Annotated in this window: 25 protein-coding genes; 10 read left to right on the plus strand and 15 right to left on the minus strand. The window is 67.0% G+C overall.

All coding sequences use genetic code 11. From position 1 onward, the window contains the following. Positions 1–74: 74 nt before the first annotated feature. From HWX09_RS26910 to mpl, 11 genes are all read right to left on the minus strand, one after another. Entirely contained in the window at positions 75–854 is a 780-nt protein-coding gene (locus HWX09_RS26910) for an SDR family oxidoreductase (protein ID WP_027783506.1), read from the minus strand. Continuing rightward, positions 854–1,531 (minus strand): 2-dehydro-3-deoxy-6-phosphogalactonate aldolase, encoded by a 678-nt coding sequence (locus HWX09_RS26915; RefSeq protein WP_027783505.1) that lies wholly within the window; start codon positions 1,529–1,531, stop codon positions 854–856. Before HWX09_RS26915 ends, HWX09_RS26910 begins: the two co-directional genes overlap by 1 nt. A 22-nt stretch (positions 1,532–1,553) precedes the next feature. Beyond that, positions 1,554–2,579, minus strand: a complete 1,026-nt coding sequence (locus tag HWX09_RS26920; protein ID WP_027783504.1) for a 2-dehydro-3-deoxygalactonokinase — start codon at positions 2,577–2,579, stop codon at positions 1,554–1,556. Next, positions 2,576–3,475 carry an IclR family transcriptional regulator gene (locus HWX09_RS26925; protein WP_027783503.1) on the minus strand — a complete coding sequence of 300 codons (900 nt, stop codon included), beginning with the start codon at positions 3,473–3,475 and terminating at the stop codon, positions 2,576–2,578. Before HWX09_RS26925 ends, HWX09_RS26920 begins: the two co-directional genes overlap by 4 nt. A gap of 350 nt (positions 3,476–3,825) precedes the next feature. Further along, a complete protein-coding gene (locus HWX09_RS26930) occupies positions 3,826–4,218 on the minus strand; it encodes an EF-hand domain-containing protein (RefSeq protein WP_027783502.1) in 393 nt (130 codons plus the stop codon). Positions 4,219–4,293: 75 nt separating this feature from the next. Beyond that, a complete protein-coding gene (locus tag HWX09_RS26935; protein ID WP_027783501.1) occupies positions 4,294–5,904 on the minus strand; it encodes a peptidase S10 in 1,611 nt (536 codons plus the stop codon). 426 nt (positions 5,905–6,330) lie between these two features. Then, positions 6,331–7,068: a monofunctional biosynthetic peptidoglycan transglycosylase gene (gene mtgA / locus HWX09_RS26940; protein WP_027783500.1), complete on the minus strand. Its 738-nt coding sequence runs from the start codon at positions 7,066–7,068 to the stop codon at positions 6,331–6,333. A gap of 14 nt (positions 7,069–7,082) precedes the next feature. Further along, entirely contained in the window at positions 7,083–7,949 is an 867-nt protein-coding gene (gene aroE / locus HWX09_RS26945) for a shikimate dehydrogenase (RefSeq protein ID WP_027783499.1), read from the minus strand. After that, entirely contained in the window at positions 7,946–10,039 is a 2,094-nt protein-coding gene (locus HWX09_RS26950; protein ID WP_027783498.1) for an RNB domain-containing ribonuclease, read from the minus strand. Before HWX09_RS26950 ends, aroE begins: the two co-directional genes overlap by 4 nt. 80 nt (positions 10,040–10,119) lie before the next feature. Continuing rightward, entirely contained in the window at positions 10,120–10,689 is a 570-nt protein-coding gene (locus HWX09_RS26955; protein ID WP_027783497.1) for a YqiA/YcfP family alpha/beta fold hydrolase, read from the minus strand. Then, positions 10,686–12,071 carry a UDP-N-acetylmuramate:L-alanyl-gamma-D-glutamyl-meso-diaminopimelate ligase gene (mpl, locus tag HWX09_RS26960; RefSeq protein ID WP_027783496.1) on the minus strand — a complete coding sequence of 462 codons (1,386 nt, stop codon included), beginning with the start codon at positions 12,069–12,071 and terminating at the stop codon, positions 10,686–10,688. The genes HWX09_RS26955 and mpl overlap by 4 nt, the downstream gene beginning before the upstream one ends. Before the next feature lie 247 nt (positions 12,072–12,318). Between mpl and HWX09_RS26965 the strand changes: the two genes are divergently transcribed. The 10 genes from HWX09_RS26965 to HWX09_RS27010 all read left to right on the plus strand — a co-directional run bounded on the left by HWX09_RS26965 (position 12,319) and on the right by HWX09_RS27010 (position 20,639). Continuing rightward, a complete protein-coding gene (locus tag HWX09_RS26965) occupies positions 12,319–12,963 on the plus strand; it encodes a UDP-N-acetylmuramate--alanine ligase (protein ID WP_027783495.1) in 645 nt (214 codons plus the stop codon). A gap of 7 nt (positions 12,964–12,970) precedes the next feature. Continuing rightward, a complete protein-coding gene (locus tag HWX09_RS26970) occupies positions 12,971–13,522 on the plus strand; it encodes a TlpA disulfide reductase family protein (protein WP_027783494.1) in 552 nt (183 codons plus the stop codon). Positions 13,523–13,716: 194 nt separating this feature from the next. Beyond that, positions 13,717–14,169: a type II 3-dehydroquinate dehydratase gene (gene aroQ, locus HWX09_RS26975; protein WP_027783493.1), complete on the plus strand. Its 453-nt coding sequence runs from the start codon at positions 13,717–13,719 to the stop codon at positions 14,167–14,169. A 66-nt stretch (positions 14,170–14,235) separates the two neighbouring features. Then, positions 14,236–14,706, plus strand: coding sequence for an acetyl-CoA carboxylase biotin carboxyl carrier protein (accB, locus tag HWX09_RS26980; RefSeq protein ID WP_027783492.1), 471 nt, complete (start codon positions 14,236–14,238; stop codon positions 14,704–14,706). Between the two features lie 85 nt (positions 14,707–14,791). Continuing rightward, positions 14,792–16,159 carry an acetyl-CoA carboxylase biotin carboxylase subunit gene (accC, locus tag HWX09_RS26985; RefSeq protein ID WP_027783491.1) on the plus strand — a complete coding sequence of 456 codons (1,368 nt, stop codon included), beginning with the start codon at positions 14,792–14,794 and terminating at the stop codon, positions 16,157–16,159. A gap of 2 nt (positions 16,160–16,161) precedes the next feature. Next, positions 16,162–17,064 carry a 50S ribosomal protein L11 methyltransferase gene (gene prmA / locus HWX09_RS26990; protein WP_027783490.1) on the plus strand — a complete coding sequence of 301 codons (903 nt, stop codon included), beginning with the start codon at positions 16,162–16,164 and terminating at the stop codon, positions 17,062–17,064. A gap of 45 nt (positions 17,065–17,109) precedes the next feature. After that, positions 17,110–18,549 (plus strand): zinc-ribbon and DUF3426 domain-containing protein, encoded by a 1,440-nt coding sequence (locus HWX09_RS26995; protein WP_027783489.1) that lies wholly within the window; start codon positions 17,110–17,112, stop codon positions 18,547–18,549. A gap of 69 nt (positions 18,550–18,618) precedes the next feature. Beyond that, complete coding sequence (gene tpx / locus HWX09_RS27000) at positions 18,619–19,122, plus strand: thiol peroxidase (RefSeq protein WP_027783488.1); 504 nt, start codon at positions 18,619–18,621, stop codon at positions 19,120–19,122. Positions 19,123–19,207: 85 nt separating this feature from the next. Then, complete coding sequence (locus HWX09_RS27005; RefSeq protein ID WP_006490717.1) at positions 19,208–20,146, plus strand: carbohydrate kinase family protein; 939 nt, start codon at positions 19,208–19,210, stop codon at positions 20,144–20,146. Positions 20,147–20,165: 19 nt separating this feature from the next. Further along, positions 20,166–20,639, plus strand: a complete 474-nt coding sequence (locus tag HWX09_RS27010; protein ID WP_027783487.1) for a glycine zipper 2TM domain-containing protein — start codon at positions 20,166–20,168, stop codon at positions 20,637–20,639. Between the two features lie 241 nt (positions 20,640–20,880). Here HWX09_RS27010 and HWX09_RS27015 read toward each other — a convergent pair whose 3' ends face one another. The 4 genes from HWX09_RS27015 to HWX09_RS27030 form a co-directional block, all read right to left on the minus strand. Continuing rightward, positions 20,881–21,528: a histone H1-like DNA-binding protein gene (locus tag HWX09_RS27015; protein ID WP_027783486.1), complete on the minus strand. Its 648-nt coding sequence runs from the start codon at positions 21,526–21,528 to the stop codon at positions 20,881–20,883. A 28-nt stretch (positions 21,529–21,556) separates the two neighbouring features. Next, the gene (locus tag HWX09_RS27020; RefSeq protein WP_011544525.1) at positions 21,557–21,883 is read right to left on the minus strand and encodes a hypothetical protein; all 327 of its coding nucleotides are present in this window, start codon (positions 21,881–21,883) and stop codon (positions 21,557–21,559) included. Positions 21,884–21,965: 82 nt separating this feature from the next. Further along, positions 21,966–23,177 carry a ribonucleotide-diphosphate reductase subunit beta gene (locus tag HWX09_RS27025; protein WP_027783485.1) on the minus strand — a complete coding sequence of 404 codons (1,212 nt, stop codon included), beginning with the start codon at positions 23,175–23,177 and terminating at the stop codon, positions 21,966–21,968. A 365-nt stretch (positions 23,178–23,542) separates the two neighbouring features. Then, positions 23,543–26,548 (minus strand): ribonucleoside-diphosphate reductase subunit alpha, encoded by a 3,006-nt coding sequence (locus HWX09_RS27030; RefSeq protein ID WP_027783484.1) that lies wholly within the window; start codon positions 26,546–26,548, stop codon positions 23,543–23,545. Positions 26,549–26,966: the final 418 nt, after the last annotated feature.

Raw genomic sequence — 26,966 nt, forward strand, 5'->3', positions numbered from 1 at the left:
CCGCTTGTTGGTTTCGACGCAGCGTGCGCGCGGCCGTCGCACGTGCGGTCTTTCGAATCGCTACGTCAATCGTGTCAGTCGTGATACAGCGCCGCGCGCCCGCCATCGACGGTGATGCACGCGGCATTGATGAACGGCGCCTCGTCGGACGCCAGGAACACGGCCGTCATCGCGACCTCCTCGGGGCGGCCGATCCGCTTCATCGGCTGCAGCGCGAGCGTCTCGGCGCGCGCGGCGGCCGGATCGGGCTGCGCGTCCCACCAGTCGCGCGTGAGCTGCGTCTCGATGTAGCCCGGCGCGATCGCGTTCACGCGCACGTTGCGCGCCGCGTATTCGATGCCGAGCGCACGCGTGAGGCCGAGCACGCCGTGCTTCGCGACCGGGTACGGAAAGCAGCCCGGGATGATCCTGAATGCATGCGTCGACGCGATGTTCACGATGCTGCCGCGCCCGCGCTCGACCATACCCTCCAGCGCCGCGCGGCAGCCATGCCACACGCCGTCGAGATCGACCGCGAAGCAGCGCCGCCAGTCGTCGTCGGTCATCGTCAGCGGATCGGCGAACACGTTGATGCCCGCGTTGTTCACGAGCACGTCGAGCGGGCCGAACGCCGCTTCAGTCTGCGCGAGCGCATCGCGCACCGCCTGCTGCCGCGCGACATCCGCCTGCAGCGGCAGCACGCGCGCGCCGTCGCAATCTTGTGCAATCGCGGCGGCCGTGTGCTGCGCCTGCGGGAAGTCGAGATCGACGAGCGCGACGGCCGCGCCTTCGCGCACGAACGCGCGCGCGATCGCGGCGCCGATGCCGCGGCCCGCGCCCGTCACCATCGCGACCTTGCCCGCGAGGCGGCCCATCATGCGGCTCCGCCGCGCGCGACGCGCAAGCCGGCCTGGAACGCGCGCGCATTCGCCGCGGTCGTGTCGGCCGACTGGCCGGGGCGGTACAGCGCCGAACCGAGCCCGAAGCCGTTCGCGCCGGCGTCGAGGAACGGCCGCATGTTGTCCGGCGCGATCCCGCCGACCGGAATCAGCGGCACCGCGCGGTCGATCACCGCGCGCCATGCCTTCACGACCGTCACGCCGAGTTGCTCGGCCGGGAACATCTTCAGCACGTCGGCGCCGTTCGTCAGCGCCGCGAACGCTTCGGTCGGCGTCGCGACGCCCGGCGCGCTCGCCAGCCCGCGCTCGCGCGCGCGGCGAATCACGGCCGCGTCGCTGTGCGGCATCACGATCAGTGCGCCGCCCGCGTCCTGCACGCGGTCGACGTACTCGGCGCGCAGCACGGTGCCCGCTCCGACGATCGCGTCGTCAGGCAACGCGCGCCGCAGCGCCGCGATGCTGTCGAACGGGTCCGGCGAGTTGAGCGGCACCTCGACGATCCGGAAGCCGGCTTCGTAGAGCGCGCGGCCGTGATCGGCCGCTTCGGCGGGCGCGATGCCGCGCATGATCGCGATCAGCGGACACGCGTCGAACGCGCGCATCAGTGCGGCGTGGGGCGTGTACGGTGCGGGCAATGTCAGGTCGGTCGGCATCGAGGGTTCCTCTACAAGCAGTTCAGTGGTCGGCGCAGACGGGCTCGCCGTCCGCGCGCACGAGCCCGGCGCGCGACGCGATCCGCCACAGGCCAAGCTCGGTCGCATGCGCGGCCACACGCGCGTGCGCATGGCCGAATACCTGGAGCGCATCGACGTAGCGCGAACACAAGCCGCCGTCGCCGATCAGCAGCAGCGGCTGGTCCGCGAGCGCGATGCCGCGCTCCGCGAGCATCGCGTCGAGCGCATTGAGCTCGTGGCCGATCAGCAGGCCGGACAGGTAGTCGCCCTGCGCGTCGGGTGCGAGCCGGTCGGTCAGCCCCAGCGTGCGCGTGCTGAAAATCGTCGCGAGCAGCCCCGTGTGCTGCGCGCCGCGTGCGACCGCTACGCCGCGGACGAACGCGGCGCGGTCGGGCGACGCACCCGTTCGCATCGTGCGGCCGAGGATCGTGTGATCGCGCAGCACCGCGAACAGCTCGCCGGTCATGAAGGTCTGGAAACGCTCGATCAGCCCGTCCTTCACCCACGCCCATTTCGCATGCGTGCCCGGCAAGCCGATCAGTACCCCTGAACGATCGGCGCCAAGCGTCGGATCGCTCGCGAGTGCGCCGACGATCTGCGTTTCTTCGCCGCGCATCACGTCGGGCAATTCGCCCGTCGCGATCACGCCCGGCACGATCGAGACAGTCGCGCCGCGCGACGTCGTCACCGTGATGAGGCCCGCGACGAGCGCGTCGGCCCCGGCCGGCACCGCGACGTACGGCGCCTCGCGCCAGCCCTGCGCGCTGCCGACCATTCCGGCGGCGAGCACCGGCAGGCCGGGCGCACGGTCGAGCCAGTCGCCGCACGCTTCCTCGAACACCGCGTCGAACGCACGCGCGCCGCCGCCCGGCACGTGCATCACGCCGGCTGCCCGGCTGCGCGTGTCGATCGGCACGCCGTGCGCGTCGTACAAATATGCGCGCAGCGACGTGGTGCCCCAGTCGAGCGCGATCAGCGACGGGGAAGCGGAACTGGCATCCGGAACGGGCCGGGTCGAAGTCGTCATCGTTTGATCCTGCGGGTACCCTGCGGCGGGCTCCAGCCCAGTTCCGCGGAAATGGCTCGCGCTTCGCGCTGCACGAGCGGAATCAGTTCGTCCATGCGGTCGTGCGGCATGTACGGAATCGTGCTCGCCACCGACACCGCCGCGACGACCGCGCCCGACGCGTCGCGGATCGGCGCGGCCACGCAGCGGATCGACGCCTCGTTTTCCTCGAGATCGAACGTATAGCCGCCGGCCGCGTAATGGGCCATGCGCTGCAGGAACGCGCTCGTCTCGGGCCGGTTGTCGGGCTTGAAATTGACGCCGGCCAGCGCGCGCCGCGCGGCTTCGAACAGCGAGCGCCACAGGTCGGGATCGAGGTCGAGCATCATCGCCTTGCCGATGCCGGTCGACGCGAGCGGCATCCGGTGGCCGACGCGCGAGCGCATCTCGAGGCCGCGCGTGCCGGGAATCTTGTCGATGTACAACACGTCGTCGCCGTCGCGCACGCCGAGATGGATCGTGTCGAGCGTCGCTTCCGCGAGCGCCTCGAGATGCGGACGCGCCACCGCGGTGAGCGGCATCTGCTCGAGCGCGATCGTGCCGAGCTCGATCAGCTTCGGGCCGAGCAGGTAGCCGCCCTGCACCTGGCGCAGATAGCGCGCCTGGACGAGGCTGCTGACGAGCCGGTGCGTCGTGCTGCGCGTCGTGCCGAGCGCGGCGCCGATCGCGCGCATGTCGCGCGCGCCGTTGGCGATCGCTTCGAGAATCGCGAGGCCGCGCAGCAGCGTCTGCGTGCCGGCCTGTTGCGCGGCGAGGTCGAGCGGCGTGCTGGTCGCGCCGATGCTGTCGGTCAGCGACGCATTGACCGGCATCGCGCGCCGGGCGTCGAGGGCAAGGGAATCTGGCATCTTGGTCATGGGGCGGGGCTTCTTCAACGGAATCGGTGAAGCCGCTCGCGCGGCGCCGGAACTGCGTCCGGTGCCGCGGCGTGGCGGCGGTCGATGCACCGAGTAAAGCGCCCGGCAAACTTCATGGAAGGTGTCTCCGTGTGCGACGGGCGCCGCGCGATGCGTGGGTCCGAAGCTGTCGATGTGCTTCGGATTGTAGGAGCGCACGCACTCGTCTCCAATATTTGAATGCGTTGTCCAGATAATGAGAATGGCGGCGAAATCGCCCGCGGGCTCGACGCAACGGCCGCGTCATGCGCACGGGGGCGGAACCCGCCGTGTCGCAGGTTCCGCCCCCGTTTGTCCAACGCGTCCCGCGCTTACTGCTGGCTCGTGCTGCGCGCCTGCATGTAGCGCTGGACGTCGGCGAACGACACGCGGCCGTTGCCGCCCGCGTCGATCTGCCGGAAGTGGTTCGCGACATAGCCGAGGCCGGCCGCGCGCGCCTGCGACTCGGTGATCGAACCCGTGTTCTGCGTGTCGGCCGCACTGAACTGCCGCGCGAGCTTGCGCACCACCTGCGCGTGCAGCGCGGCGCCGGTCGTTTGCGTGCCGGCGGTCGCGTGGCGCGCGGCCGGCGGCACGTACGGGTCGCCGAGCTGCGCCTGGCGCGCACGCGCCGGCGCGACGGCGTCGCTCGCCTGCGCGGAAAGGGATGCTGCGGCGCCGACGCATGCGAGCGCCGCGGCAACGACGATGAAACGATTCTTCATGTCAGGCTCCAGTCTGGAATGGGATCGACGGCCGGCGAGCGGCGCCGGGGGGCGCCTGTCGCCGGCGTGGCGCAATCAATGCGCGGCCGCGCCGTAGAAGGTCACGAGGTCGGCTTTCTCCTGCGGACGCGACGTATCGTCGAGATAGACCATGTGCCCGCCCTGATAGTCCTTGATCGTCAGGTTCGGTTGTGTCCCGAGCCGCGCGAGGTCGAGTTCGGTCTGGTAGAACGGCGTCGCGATGTCGTGATACCCGTTCAGCGACAGCACCTTCAGCGCCGGGTTCAGCGTCAGCGCCGCGGCCAGATCGGGGATCGTGTCGGGCATCGCCAGGCCGTCGTGCGTCCAGTCCCACGTGTTGATCGCGTTGCTGCTCACCGAGTAGGCCGACTGCGCGGTGTACTTCAGTTCGTTCGGCAGGTAGCTGCCGATCGTGTCGGTGAACGGCTTCGTGATGAACGAGCTGGACGGATCGCCGTCGGCCGCGAGCGGGCTCGACACGGGCACGTTCACGCGTGCGTCGTAGCGGCCGATCAGCGTGCCCGGGACCAGCGACAGCTGGAAGCTGTTGTCGAAGAAAGTCGGGACCACGTTGAAGTCGGCATTCCACAGCGCCTGCTTCACGCCGGTCGAATTCGCCATCGTCGTGACGAGATTCGGCGGCGGCGGCGTGTGGCTCGCCAGATACGCGTTCACGGCGGGCGCATAGCTGCCGGCCGTCAGCAGGCGCATCTGGTCCGCATACTGCGGCAGGTTCGACGGGTTGGGGTTGTCGAGCTGGTAATACGCGCCGACCGTGCCGTACGACGGCACGAAGCCGGCGCAGCTCACCGGGCTCGCCCCGTTGTTCGAGTTGCCGACATAGTCGCTCGCCATGTCGCAGTTCGTGTTGTAGTTCAGGATCGACGATTGCAGCACGATGCCGTCGAGCTTCACGCCGGCCGTCTCGAGCAGGTTCGCGAGCACGTCGGTGCGCGGCGTGCCGTACGATTCGCCGAACAGGTATTTCGGCGAATCGTTGCGCTGGTTCACGCTCAGGTAGCGCGTCACGAAATCGCGGAACGCGCCGGCGTCCTGGTCGACGCCCCAGAACGTCTGGTTCGTGTTCGGCGCGACCGCTTCCGAGAAGCCGGTGCCGATCGCATCGACGAACACGAGGTCGGTCGTGTCGAGCAGCGTTTCCTGGTTGTCGACGAACGGGAACGTCGACGTGTTCGCGTTCGGGTCGCCGGTCTGGATCCGGCGCGGGCCGAACGAACCGAGGTGCAGCCACACCGAGGCCGAGCCCGGGCCGCCGTTGTACAGGAACGTGACGGGCCGCTTCGCCGCGGGCTGGTTGTCGGCCGTGTACGCGACATAGAAGAACGATGCTTCGGGCGCGCCCGTCTGCGGATTGCGTGCGACGAGGTGGCCGGCGGTGGCCGTGTACCGGATCGTCTTGCCGTTCAGCGTGATCTGGTGGTGCGTGACGGCGGCTTTTTCGACCGCGGCGGACGCGTCGAGCGACGCGGTCGCGCTCGACGAATAACTGTTGGGATCGTTGTACGCACGGTCGACCTGACCGGCGGGATCGGCTGAATCGGCGGCGCTCGCAGCGGCGGACGACGTCACGTCGTCGTTGCAGGCCGTCAAAATCAGCGAAGAACACACCACCCCCAACAACAGCTTCGCTTTGCTCGCTGGCATCGTTGCGTTCCTTCTCTCGGATGTTTTTCGTGTCGAGCAGCCGGATAAGCCACCCCCCGCCTCGATTGCGGCCGATAAGCCGAGGCGCTGGCCAATATACGCGAGCCCGTCAGCTTTGAAAAATTTGGAAATATTTGGCGCGCCGGCGGTGCAGCGCACACCTTTCAGAAATGCTTCGATTCGCGAAACGTTGCATTTCACGTCGCTTTCATCGGCTTTCGCGTTTAGCCGTGCGGACTAAAAAAGCACGGATTTCACGCGCTGCCCACCAACAAAATCGCGCGGTCGCCGGCATTGCTCAGCAAAGCGAAATAGACGGATTCGTCTAAGGGATGTGGCCCGAAATGGCGGCGACACGAATCCGCTGCAGCGCGTCAATCGCGCGTCGACGGCGCAACGGACAATGCAGCGGCGCGGGCGCGCCGCTTACTCGGATTGCGGAAGCTCGGCCGCGCCCATCCGGCGCGCGATGACTGCCGCACGCTGCGCCTGGTAGGCCGAGCCGCGATGCGCATCGAACCAGCGCGGCTTCGGCAGCATCACCGCGAGACGCGCCGACTGCCACGCGCCGAGCCGGCTCGCGGGAATCCTGTAGTAATAGCGTGCGGCCGCTTCGGCGCCGTACACGCCGCGCCCCCATTCGACCGAATTCAGGTAGATCTCGAAGATGCGCTCCTTGTCGAGCACCGTTTCGAGCATCCACGTGATGATCAGCTCCTGCCCCTTGCGGATGTAGCTCTTCTCGCGCGACAGGAACAGGTTGCGCGCGAGCTGTTGCGTGATCGTCGAGCCGCCCGCGACGATCCTGCCGCGCGCCTTGTTCTTCTCCCACGCCTGCAGGATCGCGTCGACGTCGTAGCCGTTGTTGGTCGCGAAGGTCGAATCTTCGGAGGCGATCAGCGCACGCTTCAGGTTGCGCGAGATCTGGTCGTACGGCACCCACTGGTGCCGGATCTGCGCGGGCGGCGTGTCGCGCGACAGCCACCACGCGTCGGTGCGCATGAACGCGGTCGAGCCCGGGTTCACGAACGACCACAGCGCGATCTGCCCGAGATAGAACAGTTGCGTCGCGAGCCATGCGCCCGCGAACACCGATCCCGCGTAGACGATCCAGCGAGCGAGGCTCGTCGTCCGCGTGCGCTGCGTGCCGCTCACCGCCACCACGTGCCGCGCTCCGTTCAGCTCGCCGCGAGCGCCTGGCGCAGCGCGGCCAGCACCGGTGCACCGTCCGGCCGCACGCCGCGCCAGATGAAGAACGATTCGGCCGCCTGCTCGACCAGCATCCCGAGCCCGTCGGCCGTGCGCGCGCCGAGCGACGCCGCGTGCTGCATGAACACGGTCGGCTGCGCGCCGTACATCATGTCGTACGCGAGCGTGCCGGCGCCGAACGCGGCAGCGTCGCATTCCGGCAGCGCGGCGTCGAGGCTGCCGGCCGTCGCATTGATCACCACGTCGTACGGTTCGGCCCGCACGACGCCGGGGCCGCCCCCCGCGAACGTGCAGCCCGCATCGTGCGCGGCCTGCATGAACTGGCCGACGAGCGCCTCGGCCTTGCTCGCGGTGCGGTTCACGATCGTGATCGACAGCGGCGCGCGGTCGAGCAGCGGCAGCACGACGCCGCGCGCGGCGCCGCCCGCGCCGAGCAGCAGGATGCGCGCACCCGCCAGCGACACGCCGAGATTCGCTTCGATGTCGCGCACGAGGCCGACGCCGTCGGTGTTGTCGCCGTGGAGGCGGCCGTCGGCGTCGATACGCAACGTGTTCACCGCGCCTGCCGCCGCCGCGCGCGGCGACAGCGTGTCGGCGAGCGCATGCGCGTCGAGCTTGAACGGCACGGTCACGTTCGCGCCGCGACCGCCTTCGGCGACGAACGCGCGCACGGCGGCCTCGAAACCGTCGACCGGCGCGAGCCGGTGCGTGTACTCGATCGGCTCGCCGGTCTGCGCGGCGAATTGCGCGTGGATGAACGGCGACTTGCTGTGCGCCACCGGGTTGCCGAACACGACATAGCGGTCGGCGCCGCTCGTCGACGCAACTGCGTTCATGATGCGCGCCCCTCTTCGCCGTCGTTGCCGCTCGCGGCTTCGCCGCCTTCTGCCGCCGCGTCCGCCGCGTCGCCCGATTCGGCCAGCGCCTCGGCCTCGGCCTGCGCCGACGCGTCTTGCGCGTCGACCAGCGTATCGTCGCCGCCTTCGGCGTCGTCCTCTTCGTCGGCCGCGTCGCCGCTCGTCACGGTCGGCGCGTCGAGCACGTTGAGCAGGCGCACCGACGCCTCGATCGTCAGCTCGTCGAGCGACATCACGTCGAGCAGCACGCGCGTGCCGCGCGCATGCACGCCGAGCCCCGGCACGTGCAGCAGCAGCGGAATGTCCTCGAGGCGCACGAGATCACCCTTCACGACGCTCGCGACGACCTGCTTCTTCTGTTCCTGCTTGAGCCAGCGCAGGCACCAGAAGTACTCCATCCGGCGCTGGTAGTCGGCGTAGGCCGTATACGTATCGTCGAAGCCTTGCACGACCGCGTACAGGTCGGCGTCCTTCGGCTTGAACGGCGCGGCGAGCTTCGCGGTGACGCCGTGCTGCACGCACGCGAGCAGTTGCCACTGGTTCACGAGGTCGACGTAGCGGCGCAGCGGCGACGTGCTCCACGCGTACTGCGCGACGCCGAGGCCTTCGTGCGGCGCGGCCGTCGTCTGCATCCGCGTGCGCTTCGGGCCCGGCGCGCCGAAGCCGCGCTGCGAGCGGTAGATGCCCGGCACCGTGTGGTCGTGCAGGAACGCGCCCCAGGTCGAGTTCGCGAGAATCGCGAGCTCCGACACGATCAGATCGAGCGGCGAGCCGCGGCGGCGCGGCGTGATCGTCACGTGCTCGCCTTCGACGTAGAAGTTGTAGTCGGTGTTGCGCTGCACCTCGCGCTTCAGGCCGTAGCCCGCGCGCGCGACCTGGCGCTTCTCGAAAAGCGCCTGCGCGAGCGGCCACAGCACGGCGATGTCGTCCTTGTGCGGATAGTCGCCGGTGCCGGCCGCGAGCGTCTCTTCGTTGACGAGCTCGTCGAGCGTGTTGTGGCGCAGGTTGTTCTTCACGAACACGAGCTCGGCGCGCGTCTCGTTCGCGACGATGTCCTGCGTCTCGCGGTTGACGATGATGTACAGCGACAGCGCCGGGCGGTAATCGCCCTCTTTCAGCGTGAACACGTCGACGACGTCGTCCGGCAGCATCGTGATCTTGTCGCCCGGCATGTAGACGGTCGACAGGCGCGCGCGCGCGATCGCATCGACCGCGTCGCCGCGCACGATGCCGAGCGCCGGCGCCGCGATGTGCACGCCGATCCGCACCCGGCCGTCGGACAGGTGCTCGACCGAAAATGCGTCGTCGATTTCGGTGGTCGTGATGTCGTCGATCGAGAACGCCTCGACGTTCGCGCGCGGCAGGTCGTCCGGCAGCGGGCCGACCGTGACGGGCGGGAAGCCCGTGCCGTGCGGGAAGAATTCCGAGAGGAAGCGCGCCTCGTGCAGCGCGCGCGGCGACTCGATGCCGCCGCAGTCGAGCATCAGCCGCGCCGGCGACACGCCGCGCGCGCCGGCCGCCGCTTCCATCGCCTTGTACTCGATCGAATTCTTGTCCGGGCGCGTCAGCAGCCCGAGCACCTTGCCCGCGAACGCTTCCGGCAACTTGCCGGCCTTCAGTTCCTCTTCATACTGCGCCTGCACGAGCGCCTGCTGGCGCTTGCGCTCGAGCGACGCGAGCGCCATCTTGAGCTGGTCTTCCGGCGCGCGCTGGTACTGGCCGCGCCCCTTGCGGCGGAAATAGACGGGCGAGCCGTGCAGCCGCAACACGAGCGCCGCGCGCTCGACCGGGCCATACGTCGCGCCGAAGTATTCGGCGGCGAGCGCCGTGTACGCGAACTCGTCGGCCGGCGCGCATTCCCACAGGAAGTCCAGATCGATCTGCTGCGCGGCCGTATCGGCCTCATGCATCAGCTCGCCGGCGGCCGGCTTGTCGAATTCGATCAGCACGTCTTTCGCGCGTACCTTCGCGCGCCGCCCGCCGGGCAACTCGACCTGAAACGCGTCGCCCTGGCGCGACAGCACGCTGCCCGCCTTGAAACTGCCCGATTCCTCGAAGAAAACGTTCACTCAGTACTCTCGTTCAGACTGCCGGGCGCCGCATCGGCGGCGCCGCATGATGATGGGAATTCGATCGGCACGTGGCCGGTTTATGACGTCTTTCCGTCGCAAAACGCGAGAACGTCGTCGACATAGTCGGCAAATTCGCTGATTCCGTGATCGCTGCCGTCGATCACGCGGGTTTTCGCGCCCGGGTAATGGGCGAGCATCTCGCGATAGTCGAGCACTTCGTCGCCGGTCGCCGCGAACAGATAGTAGCGGTCGGCGCGCGTGATCGCCGGCACGCGCAGCGCGTCGAGCTCGTGCAGGTGACGGCGCTCGACGACGATCGTGCCGCCGCCGTGCCACAGCGGCTGTTCGCCCAGATGCTGCTCGAGATCGCGCTGCGGCACGATCGCCGGATTCAGCAGCACGGCCTTCCAGCCATGCTTTTCGGCGAGCCACGTCGCGTAATAACCGCCGAGCGAGCTGCCGATCACGGTGACGTCGCGGGCGCCCGCGACCTCCGACTCCGCGACGGCGATCGCCTCGAGCGGCGACACCGACAGCGACGGGCACCGCCACTCGTCGGTGCGGCCGAGTTCGGCCATGCGCGCGGCGAGCAGCCGCGACTTCTGCGATTCCGGCGACGACCGGAAGCCGTGCAGATACAGGATCACGTGCGGCTCCCGAGCGCGTCGAGCAGCTTCTGGTGCACGCCGCCGAAGCCGCCGTTGCTCATCACGAGCACGTGGTCGCCCGGACGTGCGGCCTCGACCACCGCCTTCACCAGCAGATGCAGATCGTCGAATGCGCGCGCGCGCGCGCCGAGCGGCGCGAGCGCTTCGGCGAGATTCCAGCCGAGCGCGTCGCGCCCGGCGGGCGCGCCGTAGCCGAACACGAGATCGGCATCGGCGAGGCTTGCCGGCAATTGCGACTTCATCACGCCAAGCTTCATCGTGTTCGAACGCGGCTCGAGTACGGCGAGGATGCGGGCATTCTCGCGGCCGATGCGCGCACGAAGGCCGGCGATCGTGGTGTCGATCGCGGTCGGATGGTGCGCGAAATCGTCATAGACGGTCACGCCGTCCACGCTGCCGCGCACTTCCATGCGGCGCTTCACGTTGCGGAACGATGCGAGCGACTCGGCGGCCTGCGCGGGCGGCACGCCGACGTGGCGCGCGGCGGCGATCGCCGCGAGCGCGTTCATCCGGTTGTGGTCGCCCTGCACCTGCCAGGCGACTTCGCCGACGCGCTCGGCGTGCGAATACACCGCGAAGCGTTCGTCGACCGGCACGCCGTCCTCCGCCGGCAGCGCCTGCCAGCCGCCGTCGACGCCGAAGCGCTCGACCTCGCTCCAGCAGCCGCGCGCCAGCACGCGCTCGAGCGCGTCCGCGCGACCGTTCGTGACGATCCGCCCGACGCCGGGCACGGTGCGCACGAGATGATGGAATTGCGTTTCGATCGCGGCGAGATTGGGGAAGATATCGGCGTGATCGAATTCGAGGTTGTTCAGCACCGCGGTGCGCGGCCGGTAGTGCACGAACTTCGAGCGCTTGTCGAAGAATGCCGTGTCGTATTCGTCGGCCTCGATCACGAAGAAGCTCGAATCGGTGAGCCGCGCGGACACGCCGAAGTTCAGCGGCACGCCGCCGATCAGGAAGCCCGGGTTCAGCCCCGCGTCTTCCAGCAGCCACGCGAGCATCGACGACGTGGTCGTCTTGCCGTGCGTGCCCGCGACCGCAAGCACCCATTTGCCGGCGAGTACGTGCTCGCCCAGCCACTGCGGGCCGGACACGTAAGGCAGGCCGCGATCGAGGATCGCCTCCATCAACGGATTGCCGCGCGTGACGACGTTGCCGATCACGAACAGGTCCGGTTTCAGGTCGATCTGCTCGGCGCCGTAGCCCTCGGTCAGCGTGATGCCCTGCCCCTCGAGCTGCGTGCTCATCGGCGGATAGACGCCCGCGTCGCAACCCGTCACCGTGTGGCCGGCCTCGCGGGCGAGTACGGCGAGACCGCCCATGAAGGTGCCGCAGATGCCAAGAATATGGATGTGCATAGATGAATGCTTTCGCGCCGCCGGGGCGCCGTCGATTCGGAAAGGATGCGTGTGCGGCGCACCGGCGAGGCCGTGCGGCCGGCGCCCGGCCAACGACCTGGCCGCGACACAAAGGACAGTATTGTAACTGACGGCCTGCGATGCCCGGCGGCCCGAACGATGCGCGCGAACGGCGCCGGCACCCTCGGGCGGCAGGCCGCCGCACCCGTGCTCGGGCGCCGCGACGATCGAGTATGATTGCCGGATCATGTCTCGCAAACCTCTTGTCGACCCGCGGCGCGTCCGCGAGGAAATCGCCCAATCCGCCGCCCGTCTGATCGCGGAGGATGGTCAGGACTATGCCGGCGCGAAGCGCAAGGCCGCGCGCCAGCTGCTGGGCGATTCGCGCGTTGCCGGCGAATGGCTGCCGGATAACGACCAGATCGAGGAAGAACTGCGCGAGTATCTCGCACTGTTCCAGAGCGACACGCAGCCGGACGAACTGCGCCGCCTGCGCGAGATCGCGCTCGACTGGATGCGCCGGCTCGCCGAGTTCCATCCTTATGTGACGGGCGCCGTGCTGAACGGCACCGCGAACGCGCATTCGGATATCCATTTGCAGGCATTCACCGACAACCCGAAGGACGTCGCGATCTATCTGCTGAACCAGAACGTCCAGTACGACGTGTCGGAGACGCGGCATTTCGCGGGCCGCGGCGACGTCGAGACGCTCAGTTTCCTGTGGCGCCCGCGGCGCGACGTGGACGCCATCGGCATTCATCTCGCGCTCTATGCGAGCGACGACCTGCGCGGCGCGGTGAAGGCCGACGCGCGCGGTCGCGTCGCCCGCGCGGACGCCGCCGCGCTGCGCGCGCTCGTCGACGCAAGCCAGGCCCCTTCCGAACCCAAATGATTCAACGATGATGATGAAACGCATGTTGGCGCTCGCGGTGGTCGCGGCCGCCGCCGTCGCCGGCGGAGTCGCCGCCGGTCACTGGTTCCGCGGCACGGACGGCGACGGCGTCGCCGTTGCCGCGCCGGCCACCCACGGCAACCCGGTCGACCAGCTATGGGCGTCGTCGCTCACTGGCGTCGACGGCAAGCCGGCCACGCTGGCCGCCTTCAAGGGCCAGAAGGTCGTCGTCAATTTCTGGGCGTCGTGGTGCGGCCCGTGCGTCGAGGAGATGCCCGAGCTCGTCGCGTTGTCGCATCAATACAAACAGAAAGGCATCCGATTCATCGGGATCGGCGTCGATTCCGGGCAGAACGTGAAGAACTTCCTCCAAAAAGTGAAGGTCGACTATCCGGTTTTCGTCAGCGGTTATGCGGGCGCGGATCTGGCCCGTAATTTCGGAAATACCGCTGGCGCGCTGCCGTTTACGGTCGTCATCGACGAAACCGGCAAGATTCGCGAGACAAAATTGGGACAAATCCAGCCGACCGAGCTGAAAAAGACGCTCGACGCGCTGTAAGCTCCCCGAACGCCGGCCCGCACGTTCGCAGCAATTTGTCCGTCGATCGCCGCGATTTCGCGTGAATTCGCCGATACTTTGCATCCGCACCGGTAATTCTTGCAGGTCCGACGAACCTGGCCGTTCGGCAAAACTAGACAAATTTCTCTAAATAGCGCTAAAGTTCGCGCAATTCCGCAGAAATAGAAGCGACCATGACACGATTGCTGGTGTTGCACGGCCCCAACCTGAACCTTCTCGGCACCCGGGAACCGGAGGTGTATGGCCGCGTCACGCTCGCGCAGATCGATCAGGCGCTTGCCGCGCGCGCCCGGGAAGCCGGCGCCGAACTGTCGTCGTTCCAGAGCAACCATGAAGGCGCGCTGGTCGACCGCATCCAGGCCGCGCGGGAGGAACAGACCGATTTCATCCTGATCAATCCGGCCGCGTACACGCATACGAGCGTTGCGATCCGGGACGCGATCGCCGGCGTTGGCATCCCGTTCGTCGAGGTTCACTTGTCGAACGTGCATCGCCGCGAAGCGTTCAGGCACCACTCCTACTTTTCCGACCAGGCCGAAGGCGTGATCTGCGGGCTCGGCTGGAAAGGTTATCTGTACGCGCTCGAGTACGCGCTGGACAAGCTGCAAGGCGCGTCGCGCGGCTGATTTCGCGATCTAGATTCAGCGCCGGCCCCTAACCGGCGCTTTCACGTATTGAAAGGGGAATTCCCGATGGATCTTCGTAAGCTGAAAACTCTGATCGACCTCGTTTCCGAATCCGGCATCTCCGAGCTGGAAGTGACGGAAGGCGAAGGCAAGGTGCGCATCGTCAAGAACGCGCCGCCGGTCTACGTGCAGCCGACGGCTGGGTATGCCCCGCAAGTCAGCGCGCCGCCTCCGTCGGCCGCGCTGCCGACCGACGGCGCCGCGCCGGCAGCCGGCGCCGCAGCCGCACCGGCCGTCCCGCAAGGCCACGTCGTGACGTCGCCGATGGTCGGCACGTTCTACCGCGCGCCGTCGCCGGGCGCCGACCCGTTCGTGCAGGCCGGCGACACGGTCAAGGAAGGCCAGACGATCTGCATCATCGAAGCGATGAAGCTGCTCAACGAGATCGAGTCGGACAAGGCCGGCGTGATCAAGGAAGTCCTCGTCGAGAACGGCCAGGCCGTCGAATACGGCCAGCCGCTTTTCGTGATCGGCTAAGCCCGCCGCGCGGCCCTGTCGGCCGCGCGCCGCCGATGCTCGCCAGGCGCCGTTCGCGCGCCCCTCGAAGAGACGAATACTCGCTATGTTTGAAAAAATCCTCATTGCCAACCGCGGTGAAATCGCGCTGCGCATCCAGCGCGCGTGCCGCGAACTCGGCGTCAAGACGGTGGTCGTCTACTCGGAAGCCGACAAGGAAGCCAAGTACGTGCGCCTCGCGGACGAAGCCGTCTGTATCGGCCCGGCCCCGTCGAACCTCAGCTACCTGAACATGCCTGCGCTGATCAGCGCCGCGGAAGTCACCGATGCCGAGGCGATCCACCCCGGCTACGGCTTCCTGTCGGAGAACGCCGATTTCGCGGAGCGCGTCGAGCAGTCGGGCTTCACGTTCATCGGCCCGCGCCCGGAAACGATCCGCATGATGGGTGACAAGGTCACCGCGAAGCAGACGATGATCAAGACCGGCGTGCCATGCGTGCCGGGTTCGGAAGGCGCGTTGCCGGACGATCCGAAGGAGATCGTCAAGATTGCGCGCGCGATCGGCTATCCGGTCATCATCAAGGCGGCGGGCGGCGGCGGCGGGCGCGGGATGCGCGTCGTGCACACCGAGGCCGCGCTCGTCAACGCGGTCAACATGACCCGCGAGGAAGCCGGCCGCGCGTTCGGCAACCCGCAGGTGTACATGGAGAAGTTCCTCGAGAACCCGCGCCACATCGAGATCCAGGTGCTGTCGGACGCGTACAAGAACGCCATCTGGCTCGGCGAGCGCGACTGCTCGATGCAGCGCCGCCACCAGAAGGTGATCGAGGAAGCGCCGGCGCCCGGCATTCCGCGCCGCCTGATCGACCGCATCGGCGACCGCTGCGCGGACGCGTGCAAGAAAATGGGCTACCTCGGCGCAGGTACCTTCGAATTCCTGTACGAAAACGGCGAGTTCTACTTCATCGAGATGAACACGCGCGTGCAGGTCGAGCACCCGGTATCGGAACTGATCACCGGCGTCGACATCGTGCAGGAACAGATCCGCATCGCAGCCGGCGAGAAGCTCGCGCTGCGCCAGCGCGACATCCAGTTCCGCGGACATGCGATCGAGTGCCGGATCAACGCCGAGGATCCGTTCAAGTTCACGCCTTCGCCGGGCCGGATCACGTCGTGGCATACGCCGGGCGGCCCCGGCGTGCGCGTCGATTCGCACGCCTACAATGGCTATTTCGTGCCGCCGAACTATGATTCGATGATCGGCAAGCTGATCACCTACGGCGCGACGCGCGAGCAGGCGATCAGCCGGATGCGCATCGCGCTGTCGGAAATGGTCGTCGAAGGCATCCAGACCAACATCCCGCTGCACCGCGAGCTGATGATCGACTCGAAGTTCGTCGAAGGCGGCACCAGCATCCATTACCTCGAAAACCGGCTCGCGCAGAAGCTGCAGGTCGCACCGGAAGAAGCGTAAGCATGAGTTATCGCGAACTCGTCGTCGAACTGGCCCGCGAGCATGCGGAGGCCCTGTCCGACGCACTGCTCGATCTCGGCGCGCTGTCGGTGTCCGTCGAGGACGCCGACGCCGACACGCCCGACGAACAGCCGCTCTTCGGCGAGCCGGGCCTCGTGCCCGATCGCACCGCGTGGCAGCACTCGCGCGTGGTCGCGCTGCTGTCGGCCGACCATGAGCCGGCCGTGCTGCTCGCGGCGGCCGCGAACGAAATCGGCATCGCCGAGACGCCGACGTTCGTCGTGCGTGAAGTCGAGGAGCAGGACTGGGTGCGGCTCACGCAGTCGCAGTTCGAGCCGATCCCGATCGGCGAGCGGATCTGGGTCGTGCCGTCGTGGCACGATGCGCCCGATCCCGATGCACTCGTCCTCGAGCTCGACCCCGGCCTCGCGTTCGGCACCGGCAGCCACCCCACCACCCGTCTGTGCATGGAGTGGCTCGAACAGTCGGTGAAGCCCGGCCAGTCGGTGCTCGACTACGGCTGCGGCTCGGGCATCCTCGCGATCCTCGCGAAGAAATGCGGGGCGAACCCCGTGATCGGCATCGACATCGATCCGCAGGCGGTCGAATCGGCACGCCAGAACAGCGAACGCAACCGGGCCGAAGTCACGTACGGGCTGCCCGATGCATGCCCGGACGGCGAATTCGACATCGTCGTCGCGAACATCCTGTCGAACCCGCTGAAGCTGATGGCATCGATGCTCGCATCGAAGGTCAAGCCGGGCGGGCGCATCGCGCTGTCGGGCGTGCTCGCGCGCCAGGCGGACGAGGTCGCGGCCGTTTATGCGCGCTACGTCGACATCTCGGTCTGGCGCGAACACGAAGGTTGGGTATGCCTCGCCGGAACCCGCCGCGAAAGCCATTAGAATAGCGCTGTCCTTCACTCTGGCCAGCAGGCCGCCCGCCTCGACATGCTTCTTGCGACGCGCTGCCCTCATTGCGAAACCGTCTTCCGGCTGCAGCAGGAACAGCTCTCGCTGCATCAGGGGCTCGTGCGCTGCGGGCATTGCCACGAAGTCTTCAACGCTTCCGAATCGCTCGTTCCCGAATACGCGCAGCAGCCCGAGCCGGCCTTGACGGAACCGGCTGCCGCGCCGCATGGCGGCGACGCACACCAGCAGGCCGCTCCGGTTCGGCTGTTTACCGCCGACGCGCCGGCCGGACTGCCGACCGGCACCGATTACAAGCCGGAAGGCTGGGACATGTGGGCGCCGTGGCTCGACGCAGGCGTCGATCCGACGCTGCAGCACAGCGTCGAAACCGTGCGCACCGAGCCGCTGATACCGCTCGCGCTCCCGTCCACGGAAGCCGGCGTCGTCCATCTGTCGGGTACGCCCGCGCCGTTCGCGACCTCTCCGGCCGAGCTCGATTCATCGGCTGCCGTCGAGCAACCGGCCGAACCGCATTCGCCGCACGAACCGCACGAAATCGAAGAAGCCGCGCCGTCGCCGTCGCCGTCGCCGTCGCCCTCGCCCTCGCCCTCGCCCGCGCCCGTCGAGCGCGACCCGCGCGAGCCCCGCTTCGTCGCCCACCTTCCGTCGGAACCGGAAATCGCGGCCGAACCGGCCGAACCCGTCGGCCACGCGCACTTCGCCGTGCCGGACGACGAACGCGCGCCGCGCGAACCGCGCTTTGCGTTCACGCCCGCACCGGCCGTCACCGAAGCCGAAACCGCATCGGAATCCGACGCCTTCGCCCGACACGACACGGCCCCGGCCGCGGCGGCAACCGATGAACCGGCCGTCGAACCGGTCGCCGAATCGGCCGCCCAACCGGCCGTCCAACCGGCCGTCCCGTTCCCCGCCGCACTGACCGACGACGATCGCCCGCCCTTCGCCGTCACGCGCGAGACGCGCGCGCCGCAGCGCCGCGGGATGCTCGGCGGCTTTTTCGGCGGCCTCGTCGCGGCCGCGCTGGTCGGGCTGCTCGTCGTGCAACTGGCGTGGTGGCAGCGCGAAACGCTGATGATCTACTGGCCCGTCACGCAGAGCTGGTTCCGGCAGGCCTGTGCGCCGCTCGGCTGCACGGTCACGCCGCCGCGCGCGATCGACGGCCTTCGGCTCGACGCGACCGACCTGCGCCAGCTCGACGGCCCGCGCGAACTCGAACTGAAGGTGCCGCTGACGAACCGCTACCGTGTCGCGCTCGCATACCCGTCGCTCGAACTCACGCTGCTCGACGACACCAATCACGTCACCGTGCGCCGCGTGCTCGCGCCGCGCGACTACGTGCGCCCGGGCACGCCGATCGACGCCGGGCTGCCGCCCGGCACGACGCAGACGATGGTCGTCCGCCTCGAAACGAACGGTACGCCCGCCTCGAATTTCCGCGTCCAGATCTTCTATCCGTGACGCACCGCGGCGCGCTTGCGCGCCGTCTCAACCCGCGCGCCGTGCGGCGCGCTATTTCGGAGCACGAACATGAGCAAAGTTACGCTGGGTGGCAACCCGATCGATCTCGCCGGCACGTTCCCGGCCGTCGGTGCACAAGCCGCCGATTTCAAGCTGGTCGGCAAGGACCTCGCCGACCTGTCGCTCGCCAGCTTCGCCGGCAAGCGCAAGGTGCTGAACATCGTGCCGAGCCTCGACACGCCGACCTGCGCGACGTCGACCCGCAAGTTCAACGAAGCCGCGTCGTCGCTCGACAACACGGTGGTGGTCGTCGTGTCCGCCGACCTGCCGTTCGCCGCCACGCGCTTCTGCACGACCGAAGGCCTCGAGAACGTCGTGACGGCATCGACGTTCCGCACCGGCCGCGCGTTCGCGAACGCGTACGGCGTCGACGTGACGAGCGGCCCGCTGAACGGCTTGACCGCACGCGCGGTGGTCGTGCTCGACGCGCAGGACAAGGTGATCCATGCGGAACTCGTCGGCGAAATCAAGGACGAGCCGAACTACGATGCAGCGCTCGCCGCACTGAAGTAAGCTTTCTTCCGCTTTCCCCTGCCGCGCCGCGCCCTTCGCGCGGCGTTGTCGCGCAGGGCCCCTCATTTCTACAGGAACGCACACCTTGGCTACGCTGATTTGCGGCTCGATCGCCTACGACTCCATCATGACCTTCGAAGGGCGGTTCCGCGAGCACATCCTGCCCGACCAGGTGCACCTCATCAACCTGAGCTTCCTCGTGCCGACGATGCGCCGCGAATTCGGCGGCTGCGCGGGCAACATCGGGTACGCGCTCCACCTGCTCGGCGGCGACGCGCGCATCATGGGCACGATGGGCGCGCTGGATGCGCAGCCGTATCTCGACCGGCTCGACCAGCTCGGCCTGCGCCGCGATCACGTTCGCGTGCTGCCCGATACGTACACCGCGCAGGCGATGATCACGACCGATCTCGACAACAACCAGATCGCGGCGTTCCACCCGGGCGCGATGATGCAATCGCACCTGAACCACGCGGGCGACGCGCCGGACATCAAGCTCGCGATCGTCGGCCCGGACGGCTTCGACGGGATGGTGCAGCACGTGGAAGAGCTCGCCAAGGCCGGTGTGCCGTTCGTGTTCGATCCGGGCCAGGGCCTGCCGCTGTTCGATGGTGCGACGCTGCGCCGCAGCATTGAACTTGCGACCTACGTAGCGGTCAACGACTACGAGGCCAAGCTGGTGAGCGACAAGACGGGATGGTCCGAAGATGAAATCGCCAGCCGGGTCGACGCCCTCGTCATCACGCGTGGCGAGCATGGCGCGACCATCCGCCACAAGCAGGGTGCGGAACAGATTCCAGTCGTGCCGGCCGAGCGCATCGCCGATCCGACGGGCTGCGGCGACGCCTTCCGGGGCGGCCTGCTGTACGGCATCGAGCATGGCCTCGACTGGGCCACCACCGGCCGTCTCGCGAGCCTGATGGGCTCGCTCAAGATCGCCCATCAAGGGCCCCAGACTTATGTACTGACGCGCGCCGAAATCGACGCACGCTTCGAGACTGCATTCGGTTACAGTCTCAAATGAATATTGTGGGAGAGCAAAGATGTTGACGAAAAAAACCCTCACGCTCGCGGCCATGCTGACGGCCACGCTGACGCTCGCCGGCTGCTTCACGGCGCCCGGCTCGGCGGATGTCTATAGCGTCGGCCAGGCGCAACGCGAACAGACGGTCCGCATGGGCACGGTCGAAAGCGTCCGCGCGGTGCGCATCCAGTCCGACGGCGGCGGCAGCGCGATCGGCACGCTCGGTGGCGGCGCACTCGGCGCGGTCGCGGGCAGCGCGATCGGCGGCGGCAAGGGCTCGATCCTGACGGCGATCGCCGGCGGCCTCGTCGGTGCGGTGGCGGGTAACGCGGTCGGCGAAAACCTCAGCACGGCGAACGGTGTCGAAATCACCGTGCGCCTCGACAACGGCGATCTGCGTTCGATCACGCAGGCGGCAAACGGCGAAGCATTCCGCGCCGGCGAGCGCGTACGCCTGCTGTCGAGCGGCGGCGTCACGCGCGTCACGCACTAACCGGTACCTCAGCACGCGGCGCAAGCCGCGGTCGAACGCATGTGCGAAGCCGCACATGCGTTTTTTTTCGTCCGCCCGTTCTTGTCCGCGCTCGCGGCGGCCAGCCGACCGGCGCCCCGTCGGCGCCCCATACGGACGAAAAAAAATCCCGCCACCTGAGCCAGATGGCGGGACTGATTGAGTAGCGCTACTCAACCCACGGACACCACGTGAGTGTCCGGGTGATGCTGCTCAGCCGCGATTACGGACGGCTGCCGGTCGGGAACGGCCATGCTGCTGCCGGGTTGAGCGCGGTCTTCACGCCCGATGCCGGCGCAACCGATGCGGTCGACGCGGTCGTTGCCGGCGCAGCCTTCTTCACGACGGCCTTCTTCGGCGCAGCAGCCTTCTTCGCCGGTGCGGCAGCCTTCTTCGCAGGGGCAGCCTTCTTGGCGGGCGCAGCCTTCTTCGCGGCAGCCTTCTTCGCAGGCGCGGCCTTCTTCGCGGCAGCCTTCTTCGCCGGCGCAGCCTTCTTGGCAGCAGCCTTCTTCGCCGGTGCGGCCTTCTTCGCAGCAACCTTCTTCACTGCGACTTTCTTGGCTGCAACCTTCTTCGCGGCGGCCTTCTTCGCCGGTGCTGCCTTCTTCGCAGCAACCTTCTTCACCGCGACTTTCTTCGCTGCGACCTTCTTGGCTGCAACCTTCTTCGTTGCGACCTTCTTGGCTGCGACCTTCTTTGCAGCGGCCTTCTTCGCCGGTGCTGCCTTCTTCGCGGCAACCTTCTTCACCGCGACCTTCTTCGCAGCAACCTTCTTCACCGCGGCCTTCTTCACCGGAGCAGCAGCCTTCTTCGCAACGGTCTTCTTGGCAGCAACCTTCTTAGCAGCCGGTTTCTTCTTGGCAGTAGCCATGTTGTTCTCCTTCAGGTTCAGATGAGAGTCAGTTCAAACTACACCCTTCGTCAAAACCCGCTTCCCGCGGACGCTGTTCAGGACGTGCGCTTCGAAGCGGGCTATTCATCGGCGTACGCAGGTACCGCGCGCTTACGCTAATGAATACGGTATGGCGCGCGTGACCACTCGGCCTCGCGCGCCAAATCAAGTCGGTAGCCGGCGCACCTCGCGCCGCTACCCCTAATCGCTTGATCAAGCGGACCGCCACACGGCCGTCCGCTTTTTCCGGAGGGAAGTTTGCCCATCCCACTGAAGGGTTCGCAAAGTGCCTGTCGTATCGTTGGGCCGTTAAGGCACCGGGCATGCTTTGCATCAGGCGTTCTTGCTCCTAAACCTTGGGCCGGGGCCGAGAGGCCACCGGCTGCTCCGTCATGTAACGGGTTCGCTGCTGCGGGTTATTCCCAGGACAGCGCGCCCCCCGTCTGATACTCGATCACACGCGTCTCGAAGAAGTTGCGTTCCTTCTTCAGGTCGATCATCTCGCTCATCCACGGGAACGGGTTTTCCTCGTTCGGATACAGCGGGTCGAGGCCGATCTGCTGGCAACGGCGGTTGCTGATGAAGCGCAGATAGCTCTTGAACATCGACGCGTTCAAACCCAGCACGCCGCGCGGCATCGTGTCTTCGGCGTAGCGGTATTCGAGTTCGACAGCCTGCTTGAACAGCTCGCGGATCTCGGCGCGGAATTCCGCGGTCCAGAGATGCGGATTCTCGAGCTTGATCTGGTTGATCAGGTCGATGCCGAAGTTGCAGTGCATCGACTCGTCGCGCAGGATGTACTGATATTGCTCTGCAGCACCCGTCATCTTGTTCTGGCGGCCGAGTGCGAGGATCTGCGTAAACCCGACATAGAAGAACAGGCCTTCCATGATGCAGGCGAACACGATCAGCGACTTCAGCAGCTTCTGATCCGCTTCGAGCGTGCCGGTCTTGAAGGCCGGGTCCGTCAGCGTATGAATGAACGGGATCAGGAATTCGTCCTTCGCGCGGATCGACGTGACCTCGTGATACGCGTTGAAGATCTCGCCTTCGTCGAGACCGAGCGATTCGACGATGTATTGGTACGCGTGCGTGTGGATCGCTTCCTCGAACGCCTGGCGCAGCAGGAACTGCCGGCACTCGGGCGCCGTGATGTGGCGGTACGTGCCGAGCACGATGTTGTTCGCCGCGAGCGAATCGGCCGTCACGAAGAAGCCGAGGTTGCGCTTCACGATGCGGCGCTCGTCCTCGGTCAGACCGTTCGGGTCCTTCCACAGTGCGATGTCGCGGGACATGTTGATTTCCTGCGGCATCCAGTGGTTCGCGCAACCGGCCAGATACTTTTCCCACGCCCACTTGTATTTGAACGGCACCAGCTGATTGACGTCAGTCTGGCCGTTGATGATGCGCTTGTCGGCGACATTGACCCGCGCTTCCGTGCCGCCGGCGGGAACAGCCGATGCTTGCGGCGGCACCGCAAGATCGCCTTCGAAAATGTCGCGGACCTGATGGGCGGCAGGCGACGCAGCCTGCATTCCGACAGCCACTCCGGCGGGGGCGCGCATCGCGTTGTGCTGCGCTCCGCTCGCGGGAGCTACGGCAGTCTTCTCGTCATCCCAGTTGAGCATAAATTCTCACCATCAATTTAGAACGGTTTGTACCATCTTTTCCTGAGCGATAAAAGGGTTCGCTCACGAAAAATCCTTTTTTCGATTCGCGTTGCGACCTCGATACAACACTTTGAGCAACGCATCGTCGTTCATGCAGCGCGCGATGTGAGTCGCGCTTGTATCGCGAGGTGCGCTCGACGCATCGAACGCTGATCGAAACGCGACGCCGTCGGGGATGTTTCGATCGCTCGTCACTGCCTGCAACGCAGGTGTCGCGTTACAGATTCCTTATCATTTTTTTAGTTGAGAGCGGCGCACACTTCAACCTCGATCGGTCGCCGTGTGCGCCGCCCTCGCCTGCTTCTCAGGTCAGGCGCACTGCGTTACTGGCACGCTTCGCATTCGTCGAAGCCGGGATCGCCCGGACGCATCGTGCACACCGGACCGTCTGCTTCGACCGGCGCGAGTGCCGGCGCCGCGCTGATCGCGCCCGACGATGCATTGCCGCCTGCCGCACCGAAGCCGCCCGCTGCGCCTTGCGCGCCGCCGCTGCCCGAGCCGCCGCTACCCGCACCGCCCGTCGGCACCGCGTTCAGCGCGCCGTGCGCGACCGTCGACTTCTCGACGTGCGTCGCCGCCATCGTGCGCAGGTAGTAGGTCGTCTTCAGGCCGCGCAGCCATGCGAGCTTGTAGACCTCGTCGAGCTTCTTGCCCGATGCGCCGCCCATGTAGATGTTCAGCGACTGCGCCTGGTCGATCCACTTCTGGCGACGCGAGGCCGCTTCGACCAGCCACGTCGGGTCGACTTCGAACGCGGTCGCGTAGATCGCGCGCAGGTCGGCCGGGATGCGGTCGATGCGCGACAGCATGCCGTCGAAGTACTTCAGGTCGGAGACCATCACTTCGTCCCACAGGCCGCGCTCCTTCAGGTCGCGGACGAGATACTCGTTTACCACCGTGAATTCGCCCGACAGGTTCGACTTCACGTACAGGTTCTGGAAGGTCGGCTCGATACAGGCCGACACGCCGATGATGTTCGAGATTGTCGCCGTCGGCGCGATCGCGACGCAGTTCGAGTTGCGCATGCCGTGCGAGGCGATCCGCGAACGCAGCGTCGTCCAGTCGAGCGATTCCGACGTGTCGACCTCGACGTAGCCGCCGCGCGCTTCGGCCAGCAGCTTCAGCGTGTCCTGCGGGAGGATGCCGCGATCCCACAGCGAGCCGCGGTAGCTCGAGTAGCGGCCGCGTTCTTCGGCCAGCTCGGTCGACGCGTAGTACGCGTAGTAGCAGACGGCTTCCATCGAACGGTCGGCGAACTCGACCGCCGCTTCCGACGCGTACGGCGTGCGCAGCAGATGCAGGCAGTCCTGGAAGCCCATGATGCCCATGCCGACCGGGCGGTGCTTCAGGTTCGAGTTACGCGCCTTCGGCACCGCGTAGTAGTTGATGTCGATCACGTTGTCGAGCATGCGCATCGCGACGCTGATCGTGCGCTTCAGCTTGTCGTGGTCGAGCGCGTAGCTGCCGTCCGCCTGCTTCACCAGGTGGGCGACGAGGTTCACCGAGCCGAGGTTGCACACCGCGATTTCGGTGTCGCTCGTGTTCAGCGTGATTTCCGTGCACAGGTTCGACGAGTGGACGACGCCGACGTGCTGCTGCGGCGAGCGGATGTTGCACGGATCCTTGAACGTGATCCACGGGTGGCCCGTCTCGAACAGCATGCCGAGCATCTTGCGCCACAGCTGCGCCGCCGGGATCTTCTTGAACAGCTTGATCTCGCCGCGCGCGACCTTGTCTTCGTAAGCCGTGTAAGCCGCCTCGAATTCCGCGCCGAACTTGTCGTGCAGGTCCGGGCAGGTCGACGGCGAGAACAGCGTCCAGTCGCCGCCTTCCATCACGCGCTTCATGAACAGGTCGGGAATCCAGTTCGCCGTGTTCATGTCGTGCGTACGGCGACGGTCGTCACCGGTGTTCTTGCGCAGCTCCAGGAACTCCTCGATGTCGAGGTGCCACGATTCGAGGTACGCGCAGACCGCGCCCTTGCGCTTGCCGCCCTGGTTCACCGCGACGGCCGTGTCGTTCACGACCTTCAGGAACGGGACCACGCCTTGCGACTTGCCGTTCGTGCCCTTGATATGCGAGCCGAGTGCGCGCACGCGCGTCCAGTCGTTGCCGAGGCCGCCGGCGAACTTCGACAGCAGCGCGTTTTCCTTCAGCGCTTCATAGATGCCGTCGAGGTCGTCCGCGACCGTCGTCAGGTAGCACGACGACAGCTGCGAGCGGTGGGTGCCCGAGTTGAACAGCGTCGGCGTCGAGCTCATGAAGTCGAAGCTCGACAGCACGTTGTAGAACTCGATCGCGCGCGTTTCGCGGTCGATCTCGTTCAGCGACAGGCCCATCGCGACGCGCATGAAGAATGCCTGCGGCATTTCGATGCGGGTGCCTTCGACGTGCAGGAAGTAGCGGTCGTACAGCGTCTGCAGGCCGAGGTAGCCGAACTGCAGGTCGCGGTTCGCGTCGAGCGCTTCGCCGAGGCGCTTCAGGTCGAACTGCAGCAGCTTGTCGTCGAGCAGGCCGGCGTCGACGCCGCGCTTCAGGAACTGCGGGAAGTATTCGGCGTAGCGGGCCGACATCTCCGACTGGAGCACTTCCTCGCTGAGGATCTCGCGACGGATCGTATGCAGCAGGATGCGGGCCGTGACCTGGCTGTATGCCGGGTCCTTTTCGATCATCGTGCGTGCCGCGAGGATCGCCGAGTCGTAGACCTGGCTCATCGGTACGCCGTCGTACAGGTTCTTCACCGTCTCCGCGACGATCGGGTCAGGGTTAACCGCAGCGCCGAGGCCGTCGCACGCCGACACGATCAGCGAGCGCAGCGCGTTCAGGTCGAGCGGGCGCGACACGCCGTTGTCGACGACGTTGATGCCGGTGGTCGACTCGCCGCCCGCGGCCGCCGCTTCCTCGCCCGCATGCTGGCGCTCGAGGTGACGCTTCTCGCGATACAGCACGTACGCACGCGCGACGTTGTGCTCGCCGCCGCGCATCAGCGCGAGTTCGACCTGGTCCTGGATGTCTTCGATATGGAACGTACCGCCGTTCGGGCGGCTGCGCACGAGCGCGCGCACGACGTTGTGCGTCAGTTGTTCGACCTGCTCGCGTACGCGCGCCGATGCCGCGCCCTGCCCGCCATTGACGGCCAGGAAAGCCTTGGTCACCGCGATCGCGATCTTCGAAGGTTCGAACGACACCACGCTGCCGTTGCGGCGGATCACCTTGTAGTCGGCGAACGTGGCCTGCGGCGCGAGCGCCTTCGCGCCCTGTTCGGTCCCGCCGAGCGGACGGCTCGAGGCGCTCTCGTACTGGGACGTCGCGTTGTCGGTGGTTTGCATGTGCAAAGCTCCTGGTGTTGGATGGTGCGGAGAGAACCGCGGATTAAAACGAACGCCGCGCAATGTGGTGCGCGAGCGGTAAGAGGCGAGCGATGCGCCGGGGAAGCCGGTTCGGTCGATGCGCGACAACCCAGCCGGTCGTGTGCTTCGTCATGTATACCCTGCCCCGTCGATATTCGCTGCGCTGATCGCGACGCCCTGACCGCCCGGCCTGACGCGCCGCCTTGAGAACCCCGTCCGCCGGCGTTGCCCGCCGGCCGGTGCCGCTCGGGTTTTCCCCTGCGACACACACTATATCTAGTACAAAACCGCTCAACTGGCACCAAGTATAGTGGACATTCGGAGGACGTCCAAACGGATAATTTGCGATAGAGGTCTTGACATCGCTCACGCGCAGACACGGCAAGGCATTGATCGG

The sequence above is a fragment of the Burkholderia sp. BCC1208 genome, assembly GCF_902833095.1.
GTDB lineage: Bacteria > Pseudomonadota > Gammaproteobacteria > Burkholderiales > Burkholderiaceae > Burkholderia.

What these genes read in the sequence shown, in the direction of transcription:
- accC (WP_027783491.1), top strand. Translation starts at nt 14,792, where the DNA reads ATGTTTGAAAAAATCCTCATTGCCAACCGCGGTGAAATCGCGCTGCGC.
- HWX09_RS26910 (WP_027783506.1), bottom strand. Translation starts at nt 854, where the DNA reads ATGGGCCGCCTCGCGGGCAAGGTCGCGATGGTGACGGGCGCGGGCCGC.
- aroE (WP_027783499.1), bottom strand. Translation starts at nt 7,949, where the DNA reads ATGAACGCAGTTGCGTCGACGAGCGGCGCCGACCGCTATGTCGTGTTC.
- HWX09_RS26995 (WP_027783489.1), top strand. Translation starts at nt 17,110, where the DNA reads ATGCTTCTTGCGACGCGCTGCCCTCATTGCGAAACCGTCTTCCGGCTG.
- HWX09_RS27025 (WP_027783485.1), bottom strand. Translation starts at nt 23,177, where the DNA reads ATGCTCAACTGGGATGACGAGAAGACTGCCGTAGCTCCCGCGAGCGGA.
- accB (WP_027783492.1), top strand. Translation starts at nt 14,236, where the DNA reads ATGGATCTTCGTAAGCTGAAAACTCTGATCGACCTCGTTTCCGAATCC.
- HWX09_RS26935 (WP_027783501.1), bottom strand. Translation starts at nt 5,904, where the DNA reads ATGCCAGCGAGCAAAGCGAAGCTGTTGTTGGGGGTGGTGTGTTCTTCG.
- tpx (WP_027783488.1), top strand. Translation starts at nt 18,619, where the DNA reads ATGAGCAAAGTTACGCTGGGTGGCAACCCGATCGATCTCGCCGGCACG.
- prmA (WP_027783490.1), top strand. Translation starts at nt 16,162, where the DNA reads ATGAGTTATCGCGAACTCGTCGTCGAACTGGCCCGCGAGCATGCGGAG.
- HWX09_RS26970 (WP_027783494.1), top strand. Translation starts at nt 12,971, where the DNA reads ATGATGATGAAACGCATGTTGGCGCTCGCGGTGGTCGCGGCCGCCGCC.
- HWX09_RS26930 (WP_027783502.1), bottom strand. Translation starts at nt 4,218, where the DNA reads ATGAAGAATCGTTTCATCGTCGTTGCCGCGGCGCTCGCATGCGTCGGC.
- HWX09_RS26920 (WP_027783504.1), bottom strand. Translation starts at nt 2,579, where the DNA reads ATGACGACTTCGACCCGGCCCGTTCCGGATGCCAGTTCCGCTTCCCCG.
- mpl (WP_027783496.1), bottom strand. Translation starts at nt 12,071, where the DNA reads ATGCACATCCATATTCTTGGCATCTGCGGCACCTTCATGGGCGGTCTC.
- HWX09_RS27015 (WP_027783486.1), bottom strand. Translation starts at nt 21,528, where the DNA reads ATGGCTACTGCCAAGAAGAAACCGGCTGCTAAGAAGGTTGCTGCCAAG.
- HWX09_RS27020 (WP_011544525.1), bottom strand. Translation starts at nt 21,883, where the DNA reads ATGCAAAGCATGCCCGGTGCCTTAACGGCCCAACGATACGACAGGCAC.
- aroQ (WP_027783493.1), top strand. Translation starts at nt 13,717, where the DNA reads ATGACACGATTGCTGGTGTTGCACGGCCCCAACCTGAACCTTCTCGGC.
- HWX09_RS27030 (WP_027783484.1), bottom strand. Translation starts at nt 26,548, where the DNA reads ATGCAAACCACCGACAACGCGACGTCCCAGTACGAGAGCGCCTCGAGC.
- HWX09_RS26925 (WP_027783503.1), bottom strand. Translation starts at nt 3,475, where the DNA reads ATGACCAAGATGCCAGATTCCCTTGCCCTCGACGCCCGGCGCGCGATG.
- HWX09_RS26965 (WP_027783495.1), top strand. Translation starts at nt 12,319, where the DNA reads ATGTCTCGCAAACCTCTTGTCGACCCGCGGCGCGTCCGCGAGGAAATC.
- HWX09_RS26915 (WP_027783505.1), bottom strand. Translation starts at nt 1,531, where the DNA reads ATGCCGACCGACCTGACATTGCCCGCACCGTACACGCCCCACGCCGCA.
- HWX09_RS27010 (WP_027783487.1), top strand. Translation starts at nt 20,166, where the DNA reads ATGTTGACGAAAAAAACCCTCACGCTCGCGGCCATGCTGACGGCCACG.